This window comes from Leisingera sp. (assembly GCF_034669605.1).
In the GTDB taxonomy this organism is placed as follows: Bacteria; Pseudomonadota; Alphaproteobacteria; order Rhodobacterales; family Rhodobacteraceae; genus Leisingera.
On the sequence record NZ_JAXMOX010000016.1, the window covers coordinates 24,342 to 37,570 of the forward strand.

Consider the following 13,229-nt stretch of genomic DNA (forward strand, 5'->3'; position numbering starts at 1 on the left):
GATCAAATTCGGAAGTGTCAATCGAATCAGTAGGCACCTTTCAGACCGTCGACCACATGCTCCATCCCTTGGCAGACGTCCCGATCCATCGCCAAAGCGGCCATTTCCGGGTCCTGCCGCCGCAGCGCCTCCAGGATATCTTTGTGCCGGTCCGGAAAGCTCTGAGTTCCAAGCCGCCCGCTCACCACCCGCAGCGACGGACCGAAGCGCAGCCACAACCGGTCGGCAATGTCGCTGAGGATCGGGGCATCCGCATGGGAATAAAGGGCGGTGTGGAAGCTGTAGTTCTGCACCAGGTAACCGGCCACATCGCCGGTTGTGATGGCCTTGTCCAAGGCGTTGTCGATCACCTCCAGTTCCTCTATGTGGGTCGCGCCGATACGCATGGTTGCCCGCCGTGCAAGCTCACATTCTATTGTTTTTCTGGCAAAAATAAGCTCTTCCAAATCCTCCGGCCCCAGCAGGGGCACTGAAACGCGGCGGTTGCCCTGAAACATCAGCGCGCCGTCCGAGATCAGCCGCCGGATCGCCTCGCGGACCGGTGTCATGCCGGCCCCCAGCGTCTCCACCAGGCCCTGAATTGTCACCGCCTGGCCAGGCACCAGTTCGCCGAACAGAATCTGCGACCTGAGGGTCTGATAAACGATCTCATGCGCGGGCAGTTTTGCCGGACTTTCCTGTACTGCAGCGGATGGTGAATTCGTCTCTGCCACCTGGTGTTTTCCTCTTCAATTTCGGCCAGCTTGCACCATCCTGAGCCAAGTGAAAACATAAAGAGTATTGCCGAACGCAGCAAAACTTGATCAAATCCTTTCACAGCCGGACCCGGAAGCCGGCACGCACAGGGAGAAATTCATGACACTGAAAACGATGACCATGACCGCCGTCGTTGCCCTTGGCACGGCCGCTGCCGCATCCGCGGAAGAGGTGCGCGTCTACAATTGGTCGGACTACATTGATGAGAGCCTGCTGGAAAAGTTCGAACAGGAAACCGGCATCGACCTGATCTACGACGTCTTTGACAGTAACGAGGTTCTGGAAACCAAGATGCTGGCGGGCGGCTCAGGCTACGATGTTGTGGTACCCACCGGCTCCTTCTTGGCGCGCCAGATCCAGGCAGGCGCTTTCCAGCAGCTAGACTTCTCCAAGCTGCCCAATTCGGGAAACCTGTGGGATGCGATCCAGGAGCGGACCGCCCGTTATGATCCCGGGAACGCCTATTCAGTCAACTACATGTGGGGTACCACCGGCATCGGCGTGAATGTCAGCAAGGTCAAGGAAGTGCTGGGAGAAGATGCCCCGATCGACTCGCTGGAACTGGTTTTCAACCCGGAGAACATGGCTAAATTGGCCCGCTGTGGCGTGCATTTCCTGGACGCACCGGACGAAATGATCCCGGCGGCCTTGCAGTACATCGGTGAAGATCCCAACAGCGCGGACCCGGACGTTGTGGCCAAAGCCGAGCCGGTGCTATTGGGCGTCCGGCCCCACATCACCAAGTTCCACAGCTCCGAGTACATCAATGCGCTCGCAAATGGCGATATCTGCGTGGCCTTCGGCTGGTCCGGCGACATTCTACAGGCCCGTGACCGTGCGGCCGAGGCGGACAATGGCGTCGAGATTGAGTTCAACGCCCCCAAGGAAGGCGCGCTGATGTGGTTCGACCAACTGGCCATCCCGGTTGACGCGCCAAACCCGGAAGGCGCGCACAAGTTCCTGAATTTCATTATGGATGCGCAGAACATGGCGGCGGCATCCAACTATGTCTATTACGCCAACGGCAACAAGGCGAGCCAGGAGTTCCTGGAACAGGATGTGATCGGCGATCCGGCAATCTATCCCGGCGCCGAGACCGTTAAGAACCTGTACATCAAGGAAGGCTACCCGCCGAAAGTACAGCGCAAAGCCACCCGCATGTGGACCAAAATCAAATCCGGCACCTGACCAGCCGGACCTGACTTGCGGGGCGCATCCGGCGCCCCGCAAATCCTAATGCGCCTGGGCGGTCCCGGGCGCGCGCCCCCACACACATCCGTGCGAGCATTCGCAGAAGAGGCCCGGCTTGACTGCTTCCGTATTCGAACCTTGGAATGATCCCGAGGCGAAGCCCTTGATCCACTTTCAGAACGTCACCAAACGTTATGGCGAGTTCACCGCCATCGACGATTTGTCCATCGGCATCTACGAAAAAGAGTTTTATGCCCTGCTGGGCCCGTCGGGCTGCGGCAAGACCACGCTGATGCGCATGCTGGCCGGGTTTGAAACCCCGTCTGAAGGCACCATCCTTCTGGCCGGACAGGATATTGCGCCGGTGCCGCCGAACAAACGCGCCGTGAACATGATGTTCCAGTCCTACGCTCTGTTTCCGCATCTGTCAGTCTGGGAGAACATCGCCTTTGGCCTGAAGCGTGAAAAGATGCCCAAGCATGACATCAACGACCGCGTCGAGGAAATGCTGCGGCTGACCCGGCTGGAAAAATTCGCCCGCCGCAAGCCGCATCAGATCTCCGGCGGCCAGCGGCAGCGGGTTGCCCTGGCGCGGTCCTTGGCGAAACATCCGAAACTGCTGCTGCTGGATGAACCGCTGGGCGCGCTAGACAAGAAGCTGCGCCAGGAAACCCAGTTCGAGCTGATGGACATCCAGGAGAAAACCGGCACTACTTTTGTGATCGTGACCCACGACCAGGAGGAGGCCATGACAGTCGCCTCCCGCGTGGCGGTGATGGATCACGGAAAGATCATCCAGGTGGCCACGCCAGACCGGATATATGAAACCCCGAATTCCGTCTATGTGGCTGATTTCATTGGCGACGTGAACCTGATCTCAGGCACTGCCAAGCCCACTGGCAGCGACACCTACGCGATGTCCTGGCACGAAGGCTATGGGCCGCTGACCGTGCAGTCCCCCAATGCTCTTTCCGATGGGCAAAATTGTCAGCTGGCAATTCGGCCGGAGAAGGTCGCGATCAGCGCCGAAAAACCCGAACAGGCGGACAATGCCGTTCAGGGCCGCATCCTGGACATCGCTTATCTGGGCAATATTTCCACCTACCATGTGGAACTGCCGACCGGCGCGGTGATCAAGGCCCAAACCGCCAACACCCGCCGAATCGCCCGCCGCGCCTTTACCTGGGAAGACACTGTCTGGCTGTCATGGACCGCCACGGCAGGCGTTCTGCTGGCAGACTGATGCGCCGCTTTGTTCTGATCGCCATTCCTTATGCTTGGCTCCTGGCGCTGTTTCTGGTGCCTTTTGCCATCGTCTTGAAAATCTCCCTGTCGGATTACGCGGTTTCGATCCCTCCCTATGTACCGCGATTTGATCCGGAAACCGGTCTCAGCGCCCTGATCGCGGCGTTGGATTTTGAAAATTTCATCTGGCTGACCGAAGATGACCTGTACTGGAAGGCCTATCTCAGCTCGCTGAAAATCGCGGTTATCTCAACCTTTTTCACCCTGCTGGCGGGGTATCCGATCGCCTATGCCATGGCCCGCGCACCAGCGGAATGGCGGCCGACCCTGATGATGCTGGTGATCTTGCCGTTCTGGACGTCGTTTCTGATTCGCGTCTATGCTTGGATGGGGATCCTGTCGAACGAAGGGTTTCTCAATCAGTTCCTTATGTGGACCGGGGTGATCTCCGAACCGCTGACAATCCTCAATACCAACTCCGCCGTCTATATCGGTATTGTCTACACTTATCTGCCCTTCATGATCCTGCCGGTCTATTCGGCGCTGGAACGGTTGGACGGCTCGTTGATCGAAGCCGCCGAAGACCTCGGATGTTCGCGTCTGTCGGCGTTCTGGCTGGTGACCATTCCCTTGTCCAAGACCGGCATTATTGCCGGCTGCTTTCTGGTCTTTATCCCGGTGCTGGGCGAATTCGTCATTCCCTCGCTCCTGGGCGGATCGGACACGCTGATGATCGGCAAGGTACTGTGGGAGGAGTTCTTCTCCAACCGCGACTGGCCGGTGGCGTCAGCCGTGGCGGTGGTTCTGCTGCTGTTGCTTGTGATCCCGATTGTGCTGTTTCAGCGCAACCAGCAGAAACAGCAGGAGGCAGGCCAATGAAGCGCCTAAGCTGGTTTAACGCCGTATCACTGACCCTTGGCTTTGCATTCCTCTACATCCCGATGGTGATCCTGGTCATCTTCAGCTTTAACGAAAGCAAGCTGGTCACCGTCTGGGCCGGGTTCTCGACCAAGTGGTACGGCGAGCTGTTTCAGAACGAGGCGTTCCTGAACGCTGCCTGGGTCACCATCAAGGTGGCGGTTTTCTCTTCCACCATGGCCACCGTGCTGGGCACCATCGCCGCCTATGTGATGGTGCGCGGCGGGCGGTTCATGGGGCGGACACTGTTCTCGGGCATGATCTATGCGCCGCTGGTGATGCCCGAAGTCATCACCGGCCTGTCGCTGCTCTTGCTGTTCATCGGGATCGGCCTGGACCGCGGCGTGCTGACAATCGTACTGGCGCATACCACATTCTCGATGTGCTATGTCTCGGTAGTGGTGTCGTCACGTTTGGTGACTTTTGACCGGTCGCTGGAGGAAGCTGCGCTGGATTTGGGCTGCTCCCCGGCGGAAGCGTTCCGGCTTGTGACCCTGCCGATCATCGCGCCCGCAGTGATTTCCGGCTGGCTCTTGGCCTTCACCCTGTCGCTGGATGATCTGGTAATCGCCTCCTTCACCTCCGGCCCCTCGGCAACCACCCTGCCGATCAAGATTTTCTCGGCCGTGCGCCTGGGCGTCAGCCCTGAGATCAACGCGCTGTCGACAATCATGATCGCGATCGTGACCGTGGGGGTGATCACTGCCTCGCTGGTGACCAAGCATCAGATGGTCCGCCAGAAGCGCGAGGAACAGGCTGCGGAGCGGGCCTGATGCGCCGGATCTTCTCCGGCTACGCCTATGGCCCCGGCCCCCGCATCAACTGCTGGTGGGACGAGACCATTGCAGCACCGGACTGGCCGGTGCTGCAGGGCGAGGCCGTTGCCGATGTGGCGATCATCGGCGGCGGATTCACCGGCATGTCTGCCGCTCTGCATTTGGCAGAAAGCGGCTTGTCCGTTGCGGTGCTTGAGGCAGAGGCGCCGGGTTGGGGCGCGTCGGGGCGCAATGGCGGCTTCTGCTGTTTGGGCGGTTCAAAGCTGTCGGGCGGCACGATGCGGCGGGTCTTTGGCAGATCCGCGGCTGATACATATCACGCCGGCGAAGAGGCCGCGGTGCATCTGGTCCGCGGCCTGCTGCAGTCCCATGATATTGATGCCGACACCCATTCAAATGGCGAAACCCAGTTGGCGCACACAGAAAAGGCGGCGCGCCGCCTGCAGGCGGAAGCCGGGAAACTCCGCCGGGCGGGAGGAGAACCGGATTTCCTGACCCGCGACCAGCTTGCCGGCAAAGGGCTGAATGGCCGTTTCCATGCAGCGCTGACAACGCCTGTAGGTTTTGCGCTGAACCCGCGCAAATACCTGTTCGGGCTTGCCAAGGCCGCGCAGAATGCCGGTGCAAGGTTGCACCAACGCAGCGCGGCGCAGTCGGTACAGCAGGCAGCCAGGGGCTATGTAATAGAGACTGACCAAGGGTTTCTAAGCGCACCCAAAGTCATTATCGCGACCAATGGGTATTCCTCGGAGGACCTGCCGGGCTGGCTCGCCGGGCGTTACATGCCCGCACAATCCACCGTCATGGTAACCCGGCCGCTGACCCAAGCGGAACTTGACGCGCAGGGCTGGTTTTCGCATCAGATGGCCTATGACACCCGCAATCTGCTGCACTATTTCCGGCTGATGCCGGACAACAGGTTCCTGTTCGGAATGCGCGGCGGGCTGCTGGCTTCCCCTCGGGCCGAAGCGGCGATACGCCGTAAGCTGCGGCAGGACTTTGAGGCGATGTTCCCGGCCTGGCATGATGCGGAAGCCACTCATTTCTGGTCAGGCATGGTTTGCCTGTCGCGCAACCTTGTCCCTTTCATTGGCCCGGTGCCGGAGCGCCCCGGCATGTTTGCGGGATTGTGCTACCACGGCAATGGTGTGGCGATGGGCAGTTATGCCGGACGGCTGCTGAGTGATCTTGTACAAGGGGGCGCGCCGACGCTGCCCTACTCACCCATAGTGCAGAAAATGTCACGTTTTCCTTTGGGCCGCGCCCGCCGGATGCTGATGCCGCCGGCCTATGCGGTTCTGGGCCTGATGGACTGAAGCGCCGCGCGTTCCAGTTCCAAGGCCTGCAGGTCCTGCGCTCCGCCTCTTTCGGCCCGCCACTGGCAATAGGCTGCCATGCGCCAATGGAACCAGGGCTTCAGCGCCAATGCCCGTCCTGCAACCCGCGGATCAGGGTAGGCTCGCAGAAAGGCGTCTTCTTCAGCCTTGGACAGTGGCGCGCCCCGGTACATCAGCTGCATTGCAGGCGACAGGAACAAAGACAGATCCTCTGCCGGGTCGCCGATTTGCGGGCATTGCCAATCAATCAGCGTCAGCGTGCCGTCATGTGCCAGCAGGTTGCCAGGCACAGGGTCGCCATGAATAAGCACCAGCTGAGGCAGCGGCGGGACCCGGCCCAGAGGGCGGAGCGCCGCCAGCTGATTGCAATCGCGGCAGTTTTTCAGAATTTCAACGGTTTGCTGTTCCAGCGCCGCGCTGCCATTCACGCCAAAAGGCAGGCCCGGAGGGGGCGCCAGATCATGCAATCGCCCCAACAGCTGCGCTACATGGCCGGTGTCCTGCCGCCAGGGACTGCCGTTAACATGCGCATAGCCCAGCCACTTCCCGCCTTCAAACTCACCGGTATGGACCAGCGGCGGCACCATACCGGTGCCGGACAAAGCCGTCAGCACAGCAACCTCGCGGGCCGGATCATTGGCAAACAACGGGTTAGCGCCTTCGGCTGAATAAAGCTTGATCACCAGCGCGCCGGCCCGCCAGACATGATTGGACCGCCCGCCAGCCAGCCGCCGGGGACCAGGCACATGCAGCCCCAAGGCCGACAGATGCGCAAAAAAGCGGGGTTCGAACTGATCAGAAAGCGGTTGCAGGGCGGTCTCCGGTGTTGTGCCGCCCTGTTCTTAGACAGTTTTTCCGTCTGCGCATACCTCAGGATCAGGCGTCAGGATCACGAAGCGCGTTCACCGACGAGGCCAGAACCACGGAACCGCCTTCGGTGATCAATCCCACTTCGCCGCCCTGCATCCGGGTTTCGTTCACCTTGAAATAGATTTCGGCATATTCCTGCAGCAGCAGCTCGTCACCTTTCCTGCTTTCGATCACAAAGGCGTATTCCCCCGCCTCAATTGGGGTGCCGTCATCATCCAGACCGGTCCACTGATAGGGCTCAGCCGAGACCGGCAGGGCAATGCGCTGCACTTCGGTGCCGTTTTTGTTCTGCACGACCAGCGTCACAGAATCCGCGGCAGCAGCCGGGTTAGGCGAAATAGTGATCTGATTGCTGCCATCAAAGTAACCGGGGGCCACAGCCCGGGCTTCCATACCGACCCAGCCTGAAAGTGCAGCCATATTGGCCAGGCCAAGCTGTGATTGCAGCCCTTCCAGCAGGTTGTTGCTCTTGGTCTGTTGCTCGACCATCGAGAATTGCGCGAGCTGTGCCGCATATTCTGTCGAGTCCATCGGCTCCAGAGGATCCTGATACTTTGCCTGTGCGGTCAGCATCTTCACGAAAGTTTCAAAGTCGGATGTCAGGCCGGAAGCCTTTTCCGACGATGGCGTCAGCGGGTTGGATTGCCCTGCGGCGGCGCCTGCCGATGTAACTGCTGTTGTCATGTGATCAGACCCTCATATCCACACCGGCTGCTCCGAGCCGGAGGTTTTGTGTTGCTGCGTCGCTGGCATCCGTTGCATCAGCACCGCGCGTCTCTGCTGTTTCGCCGGACCGGCCGGAATCGCCGTCTGCATCGTCGTCTGGGCGACCGGCACCGGCCTGTCCGCCGCTGAATTCAAAGGAGATGTCTTCATATCCCAGGCGGCGGAATTCCTCCGCCAGTTCATGGATGTGCCGGCGCACCAAATCTCCGGTTTCCGGACGTTCCGTCTGGATGATTATGGTGATTCCCGTTTCGCTGGCCACCACGCGCATTTTCACTTTGCCCAACTCCTGAGGGTTCAAACTCACCTCAACCTTCTGCTCGCCTTTGGCTGCAAAGGCCTCGGCCATCTGGGCCGCAATCATGCGCGGTGCTTCGGGCCGGTGCGCCCCATGTGTGCCGATCGAGGCTTCGGTAAGGAGCTGCGTCAAACCGGGTGCCTCGCTGGATAAGCCCAATGGGCCGGCCAGCGCCTCATCGGTTACAGGCAACAGCTCTGCCGCGGTTTTTCCGGCGGTCATCCCGCCGGCCGGCAAAGGCTGCAGCTGAGCAGCTGCCGGCTGAAGGATTTGCGGCGCCGCAGGCAATCTAACCGTCCGGGTCTCACTGCCTCTAAACGGGTCCGCCAAAGGGCTCGAAATTGCGGCTGGCTCCGCTTTCACCTGCATTCCATTTCCGTTCAAAACGGAAAAGGAACTCTGGTCGCTTTTCAGCCCCGGCGAATTAACAGCAGCCTGGCTGACTGTAATGCCAGGACTTCCTCCTTGCGAAACCGGATGGCCCGCCTTTGCTGTGCCGTCAGATTTTCCGCCAAAAGATTGAAGCGCCGCATGGATACTTGAACCAGTCTCGGAAGATTTGGATTGCGCCGCGCTGATTGCTTTTCCGATATTGCTTTGACCAGAGCTGTCGCTCGGCTGAGTCCGTTCCGCCTGCCCCTTTTCAACGGCTGGCAAGGCCGCTTGAGCGGCAGTCTCAGACGATGCGCGGGCAGGATTCGGGCGCAGATCGCCGGCTAGCCTGGCATCGGCCATGCGGGAGCCGGGTTCAGTTTCCCCCTCCTGCAGCACTGTGGCTTCGTTCCCTGGCGCGGCTGCCTGTGCTGGCGCTTGTAACGAAGACAGCGTTTTCTCTGCGTTTCCAGAACGCCCGGCCTTCCCGGAAATTTGCACGTTGTCTGCACCCCCCGGGCCCTGGCGAACCACTTCCCCCGCTTTAACGCCCGCAACCTGTTCAGTGGAATTTGCACTGGGGTCCGCTTTGGACTTGGCGCTTGGCTGGTCGGTTTCGTCGCCAGGTGCCGCGGCTTCGGTTTTAACACCTGTATCCGCGCCAGAATCCCCCGCAACCGGCAGTCCGCTCCACTGCTCAGCAGCCTGTGTCCCAATCCCCTCTTTGGTTTCGGAACTGGCGCTGTGGCGGGAAGTATCATTGGCCCCCGCGGCACCGCCCTGTTCTGCGGCCGTATCTCCAGTATTCTGCATCCCGGAAGCTATTTCCGCACCGGCAGGTCCTGCGTCTGCCTTTGTAGGGTCCTGTGCTGGTGCATCTTGAATTCTTCCATCGGAAGCATTCCGGCTGTTCTGTGCAGATGCATCCTGCCCCGCTTCAAGAGGGGAGCTTAGGCTTTGCTTGCCACCCTCGGCCGTACTTTTCTGCAACCGGGGGTCAACTTCGGCCTCAGCCGATTCGCTCTCGGCTGATGGCCGTTCTTCCACCGGTTCAGCAGGGCCGGATTGAGCAGACATAAAGTCTGAGAAGTCTTTGGAAGTGTTGGATTTCTTAGCGCCATCCGGAGAGGCGGATGGTGGCTTACCGGCAGAGCCGGCTTCCACTCCAAGAAGCGAGTTCATATTCATGATCGTTTTCCAGACATTCTATCTCGACCCGGACAGATTTACCCCAAAGCGGTTACGGCAATTTTAACCGGTTCCTGCGCAGTCTTGGAAAAATCGATGGAATTCGACTTTCAACCGGAGAACCGGACATGTCAGATCTTTTGCCAAACCCGCTTCGGGCCATACCCCCAGGCACCCCGGTGCGCCCTGCAGTCAGCGACCCCCTGCGCGAGGCCGCAATTGAGCTCGAAGCCTCCTTCCTTGCAGAAATGCTGAAGTCCGCAGGGCTCGGTGAAGCCAGCGAAGGCTTCGGCGGCGGCGCTGGAGAAGAACAGTTTTCCAGTTTTCTGATCCGCGAACAGGCAACGCAGATCGCCCGCTCTGGAGGGATCGGTTTGGCTGAATCACTTTATCACGCATTAAAGGAGACCCAAGATGAGTAACCCGAAACCTCAGCAGCTCATTGATGAACTTGATCAGATTCTGGACCACGAGCGCAAGGCGCTGATGGCCGGCGACCTCGGCAAGCTGGAAGATCTTCTGGCCAGGAAAGAGAAAGTCATCGGCAAGCTGAATTCCGTGTCAGAGCTGGAACGTGAGACGCTCGAGCAGGTGCAGGCCAAGGTGTCGCGGAACCAGCAGCTTCTGAACAGTGCCATGGACGGTATACGTACTGTTGCTGCCCGAATGGCAGAGACCCGCCGCATCCGCAAGGGATTGGATGTCTATGACCAGGCCGGCAAGCGGGCCCGTTATAGCGCCCGTGGCGGCGGCAAACTGGAGAAGCGCGCCTGAGTGCAATTTGGAGAAAATTCTAGAAAACCAAATGCCAGCATTAGCACTCCCTTAGCAACTTCTGCGCCAATGTCGCCTTGCACCTCATGAAGGGTGGCGCGGAAGCCGGACAGCGGAACGCACAGTCAGAAGGACGTCACACAGCGCCCTCCGGGGCAATTAATATTGGGGCCAAAGCGCCCTCAGCTAAAGGAAAAAGCTATGACCAGCATTCTGACCAACAACGGCGCAATGGTTGCTTTGCAGACCCTGCAGTCGGTCAACAACAACCTGACTGACACCCAGAACGAAATTTCCACTGGTAAGAAAGTGGCGAACGCGCAGGACAACTCTTCGGTCTGGGCTATCTCGAAAGTGATGGAATCGGACGTTAAAGGCTTCGAAGCCATCTCCAGCAGCCTGTCGCTGGGTGACTCGACTGTTGCCGTTGCACGAAACGCCGCAGAGAGCATTGCGGACGCGCTGATTGAAATCAAAGGGAAGGTCATCGCCGCGCAGGAAGACAATGTTGACCGTGACAAGCTACAGGAAGACATTAAGGCCCTGCGGGATCAGATCAGCTCCATTTCCAGCGCTGCACAGTTCAATGGCCTGAACTTGTTGTCCAACATAGACGATACTGCTGGGTCCGGAACCATGTCGGTGCTGTCTTCGCTTGATCGTGCTGCAGATGGCTCTGTCACTGCGACGCACATCGATGTGAAAAAGCAGGACCTCGGGCAAGGGGCTGAGGTATTTGGTACAACGGGTGCAGGCACAGTCGCGGCAACCGGAGGCACCAGCACTCCCACCACGGCAGACGACAATGATACAATCAGCTTCGCGATTGCGGGCGCGGCGGCTGGAGAAAGCTACCGCCTCGACACCACCAACCTCGGTGGATCCGGTGATATCGCCTATGTCGCACGGGATGGTGATACGAACGCTGATGTCGCCACGGCTCTGGCAACCCGGATCACTGCCGACCTGACTGCTGCCGGTGTTACCGGCGTCTCCGTGGTAGCAAACGGTGCCAGCCTCGATATCACCAACACCACTGGCGCGGCCATTGCGATGGCAGGTACCTTCGATACCGCCAGCGATGGCACCGCAGGCGGCGGCCTGGCAGACTTGGCGAACATCGATGTGTCGACAGCAGCCGGGGCAGTTTCGGCTCTTGCCGACATCGAGGGCTTGATCCAGAGCGCAACCGATGCGGCGGCAGCCTTTGGTTCGTCGGCCGGCCGTATCGAGACCCAGTCCGACTTCGTTTCCAAGCTGACCGACTCGCTGAAGTCCGGCATCGGTTCGATGGTTGACGCGGACATGGAAGCGGCTTCGGCCCGCCTGAAGGCCCTTCAGACGCAGCAGCAGCTGGCCGTTCAGGCTCTGTCGATCGCCAATTCGGCCCCCCAGACCCTGCAGCAGCTGTTCCGCTGATACAGCCTGTCAGGGGCGTAGAATATGCGCCCCTGACACCAGCCTGAAGTAATACAAAATTGGAGAATCCAACGTGAACGCCAGTTCCATAGCGCGGCAAGCCTACGCCAAGAATGCTGCGCCGTTGCGCACGTCACGCGATACTGAATACAAGGCATTTGCCCAGATAACCCATCGTCTCCTCGCAGCTGCGCGCAAGGGCAAACCCGGCTTCAACGAACTTGCAGCCGCCGTGCACGAAAACCGCAAGCTTTGGTCAGTTCTTGCTGTAGATGTAGCTGACGGCAACAATCAACTTCCAGAAGATCTTAGGGCAAATATTCTCTCGCTGGCTGATTTTTCATTGACCCACAGTCATGCCGTTCTCCGGAACAAAGCGTCAGCAGCCCCCCTAATCGAGATAAACACGGCCATTATGCGTGGCCTCCGTGGCGGAGCTTCCTGAATATGAGCGGACTTGTCCTGAAACTTGCCCCCAAGGAGCGTGTCCTTGTAAATGGCGCGGTGATTGAAAACGGCGACCGCCGCAGCCGCCTGTCCATTGTCACCCCCGATGCCAACATCCTGCGGCTGCGCGATGCGATCCATCCGGAAGAAGCCAATACGCCGGTGCGCCGGGTGTGCTATGCTGCCCAGCTGATCCTGTCCGGTGACGCCGATCCCGAAGAAGAGCGCCTGCCAATGCTGCGCCGGATCGAAGAGCTGAGCCAGGTCTTTACCGATCCGGACAGCCGCGCCTCCATTGCCGAGGCAACAGAGGCACTGATCAGCAACAACCACTACCGCTGCCTGAAGGCGCTGCGCACCCTGCTGCCGCGCGAAGACAGGCTGTTTGCGGTCAGACCGTCCTAGTCGCATCCAACTTCTCCAGCCTGCCACACGACTTGCGGGCTGGACCTTCTGTCAGACTAGACCTGAAAAGCACCTTGAAGCATTGTACGAAACGCAAGCGGCTTTGATGTTGCAACCGCCCCCCGACAACATCGGCGTGCCATATGTGGACGGGCCCCTCCCTGCAAGAATTCTTTGATGATTTTGATCGGATCGCTTGCGTTCATATGTCCGGCCTGTTGGTGCGCTCGCACTTGAACGCCGGCCAAGATGGTTTCCGCTACGTGGGTTCCAAACAAGGTGGCGGCGACATCGGGCCATTGACACATACGGGGTGTCCCACATCTCGGATCGATCGATCACACTATCTTCAGGTTCCCTGCAAGTTCACGCATCAGCCCAGCACGGTAGCGTCTTTCTCCTGCTCACCGTGGCGGGCCAGTTTCTTCACGCGACTGGCCGCGCAGCAGTGTTTTTACAGGCCTCGCCCGACATCATCATTTTCCACGCGATCCTGGCGATCTTATT

15 protein-coding genes are annotated in these 13,229 nt (G+C 59.4%); 11 read left to right on the plus strand and 4 right to left on the minus strand.

Annotated elements, in window-relative coordinates:
* Nucleotides 1-26: 26 nt before the first annotated feature.
* Complete coding sequence (locus VOI29_RS03500; protein WP_323776052.1) at nucleotides 27-713, minus strand: GntR family transcriptional regulator; 687 nt, start codon at nucleotides 711-713, stop codon at nucleotides 27-29.
* 142 nt (nucleotides 714-855) lie between these two features.
* Here VOI29_RS03500 and VOI29_RS03505 point away from each other — a divergent pair, with 142 nt between their 5' ends.
* The 5 genes from VOI29_RS03505 (at nucleotide 856) to VOI29_RS03525 (ending at nucleotide 6,202) form a co-directional block, all read left to right on the plus strand.
* Entirely contained in the window at nucleotides 856-1,944 is a 1,089-nt protein-coding gene (locus VOI29_RS03505; protein WP_323776053.1) for a polyamine ABC transporter substrate-binding protein, read from the plus strand.
* A gap of 118 nt (nucleotides 1,945-2,062) precedes the next feature.
* Nucleotides 2,063-3,190: an ABC transporter ATP-binding protein gene (locus VOI29_RS03510; RefSeq protein ID WP_323776054.1), complete on the plus strand. Its 1,128-nt coding sequence runs from the start codon at nucleotides 2,063-2,065 to the stop codon at nucleotides 3,188-3,190.
* Nucleotides 3,190-4,071, plus strand: coding sequence for an ABC transporter permease subunit (locus VOI29_RS03515; protein ID WP_323776055.1), 882 nt, complete (start codon nucleotides 3,190-3,192; stop codon nucleotides 4,069-4,071). The genes VOI29_RS03510 and VOI29_RS03515 overlap by 1 nt, the downstream gene beginning before the upstream one ends.
* On the plus strand, nucleotides 4,068-4,883 hold the full coding sequence (locus tag VOI29_RS03520) for an ABC transporter permease (RefSeq protein WP_024092279.1): 816 nt from the start codon (nucleotides 4,068-4,070) through the stop codon (nucleotides 4,881-4,883). Before VOI29_RS03515 ends, VOI29_RS03520 begins: the two co-directional genes overlap by 4 nt.
* A complete protein-coding gene (locus tag VOI29_RS03525) occupies nucleotides 4,883-6,202 on the plus strand; it encodes an FAD-dependent oxidoreductase (protein ID WP_323776056.1) in 1,320 nt (439 codons plus the stop codon). The genes VOI29_RS03520 and VOI29_RS03525 overlap by 1 nt, the downstream gene beginning before the upstream one ends.
* Here the strand turns inward: VOI29_RS03525 and VOI29_RS03530 are convergent.
* The 3 genes from VOI29_RS03530 to VOI29_RS03540 all read right to left on the minus strand — a co-directional run bounded on the left by VOI29_RS03530 (nucleotide 6,175) and on the right by VOI29_RS03540 (nucleotide 9,677).
* Nucleotides 6,175-6,969, minus strand: a complete 795-nt coding sequence (locus VOI29_RS03530) for a phosphotransferase (protein ID WP_416361478.1) — start codon at nucleotides 6,967-6,969, stop codon at nucleotides 6,175-6,177. The genes VOI29_RS03525 and VOI29_RS03530 overlap by 28 nt on opposite strands.
* 130 nt (nucleotides 6,970-7,099) lie before the next feature.
* Entirely contained in the window at nucleotides 7,100-7,777 is a 678-nt protein-coding gene (locus VOI29_RS03535) for a flagellar hook capping FlgD N-terminal domain-containing protein (RefSeq protein ID WP_323776057.1), read from the minus strand.
* A gap of 4 nt (nucleotides 7,778-7,781) precedes the next feature.
* A complete protein-coding gene (locus VOI29_RS03540) occupies nucleotides 7,782-9,677 on the minus strand; it encodes a flagellar hook-length control protein FliK (RefSeq protein WP_323776058.1) in 1,896 nt (631 codons plus the stop codon).
* A 128-nt stretch (nucleotides 9,678-9,805) separates the two neighbouring features.
* Here VOI29_RS03540 and VOI29_RS03545 point away from each other — a divergent pair, with 128 nt between their 5' ends.
* The 6 genes from VOI29_RS03545 to VOI29_RS03570 all read left to right on the plus strand — a co-directional run.
* Entirely contained in the window at nucleotides 9,806-10,099 is a 294-nt protein-coding gene (locus VOI29_RS03545) for a rod-binding protein (protein ID WP_323776059.1), read from the plus strand.
* Nucleotides 10,092-10,451: a flagellar biosynthesis protein FlgN gene (locus VOI29_RS03550; protein WP_323776060.1), complete on the plus strand. Its 360-nt coding sequence runs from the start codon at nucleotides 10,092-10,094 to the stop codon at nucleotides 10,449-10,451. Before VOI29_RS03545 ends, VOI29_RS03550 begins: the two co-directional genes overlap by 8 nt.
* 201 nt (nucleotides 10,452-10,652) lie before the next feature.
* Nucleotides 10,653-11,870 carry a flagellin gene (locus VOI29_RS03555; protein WP_323776061.1) on the plus strand — a complete coding sequence of 406 codons (1,218 nt, stop codon included), beginning with the start codon at nucleotides 10,653-10,655 and terminating at the stop codon, nucleotides 11,868-11,870.
* Nucleotides 11,871-11,943: 73 nt separating this feature from the next.
* On the plus strand, nucleotides 11,944-12,315 hold the full coding sequence (gene flaF, locus VOI29_RS03560; protein WP_323776062.1) for a flagellar biosynthesis regulator FlaF: 372 nt from the start codon (nucleotides 11,944-11,946) through the stop codon (nucleotides 12,313-12,315).
* Nucleotides 12,316-12,317: 2 nt separating this feature from the next.
* The gene (gene flbT / locus VOI29_RS03565; RefSeq protein WP_323776063.1) at nucleotides 12,318-12,722 is read left to right on the plus strand and encodes a flagellar biosynthesis repressor FlbT; all 405 of its coding nucleotides are present in this window, start codon (nucleotides 12,318-12,320) and stop codon (nucleotides 12,720-12,722) included.
* Nucleotides 12,723-13,035: 313 nt separating this feature from the next.
* The coding region (locus tag VOI29_RS03570; RefSeq protein WP_323776064.1) for a hypothetical protein at nucleotides 13,036-13,229 on the plus strand (194 nt) is incomplete at its 3' end.

Excerpts from the sequence above, each read along its gene's own strand:
- VOI29_RS03550 (WP_323776060.1), top strand. The coding sequence starts at position 10,092 with ATGAGTAACCCGAAACCTCAGCAGCTCATTGATGAACTTGATCAGATT.
- VOI29_RS03520 (WP_024092279.1), top strand. The coding sequence starts at position 4,068 with ATGAAGCGCCTAAGCTGGTTTAACGCCGTATCACTGACCCTTGGCTTT.
- VOI29_RS03515 (WP_323776055.1), top strand. The coding sequence starts at position 3,190 with ATGCGCCGCTTTGTTCTGATCGCCATTCCTTATGCTTGGCTCCTGGCG.
- flbT (WP_323776063.1), top strand. The coding sequence starts at position 12,318 with ATGAGCGGACTTGTCCTGAAACTTGCCCCCAAGGAGCGTGTCCTTGTA.
- VOI29_RS03535 (WP_323776057.1), bottom strand. The coding sequence starts at position 7,777 with ATGACAACAGCAGTTACATCGGCAGGCGCCGCCGCAGGGCAATCCAAC.
- VOI29_RS03555 (WP_323776061.1), top strand. The coding sequence starts at position 10,653 with ATGACCAGCATTCTGACCAACAACGGCGCAATGGTTGCTTTGCAGACC.
- VOI29_RS03540 (WP_323776058.1), bottom strand. The coding sequence starts at position 9,677 with ATGAATATGAACTCGCTTCTTGGAGTGGAAGCCGGCTCTGCCGGTAAG.
- VOI29_RS03525 (WP_323776056.1), top strand. The coding sequence starts at position 4,883 with ATGCGCCGGATCTTCTCCGGCTACGCCTATGGCCCCGGCCCCCGCATC.
- VOI29_RS03505 (WP_323776053.1), top strand. The coding sequence starts at position 856 with ATGACACTGAAAACGATGACCATGACCGCCGTCGTTGCCCTTGGCACG.
- VOI29_RS03545 (WP_323776059.1), top strand. The coding sequence starts at position 9,806 with ATGTCAGATCTTTTGCCAAACCCGCTTCGGGCCATACCCCCAGGCACC.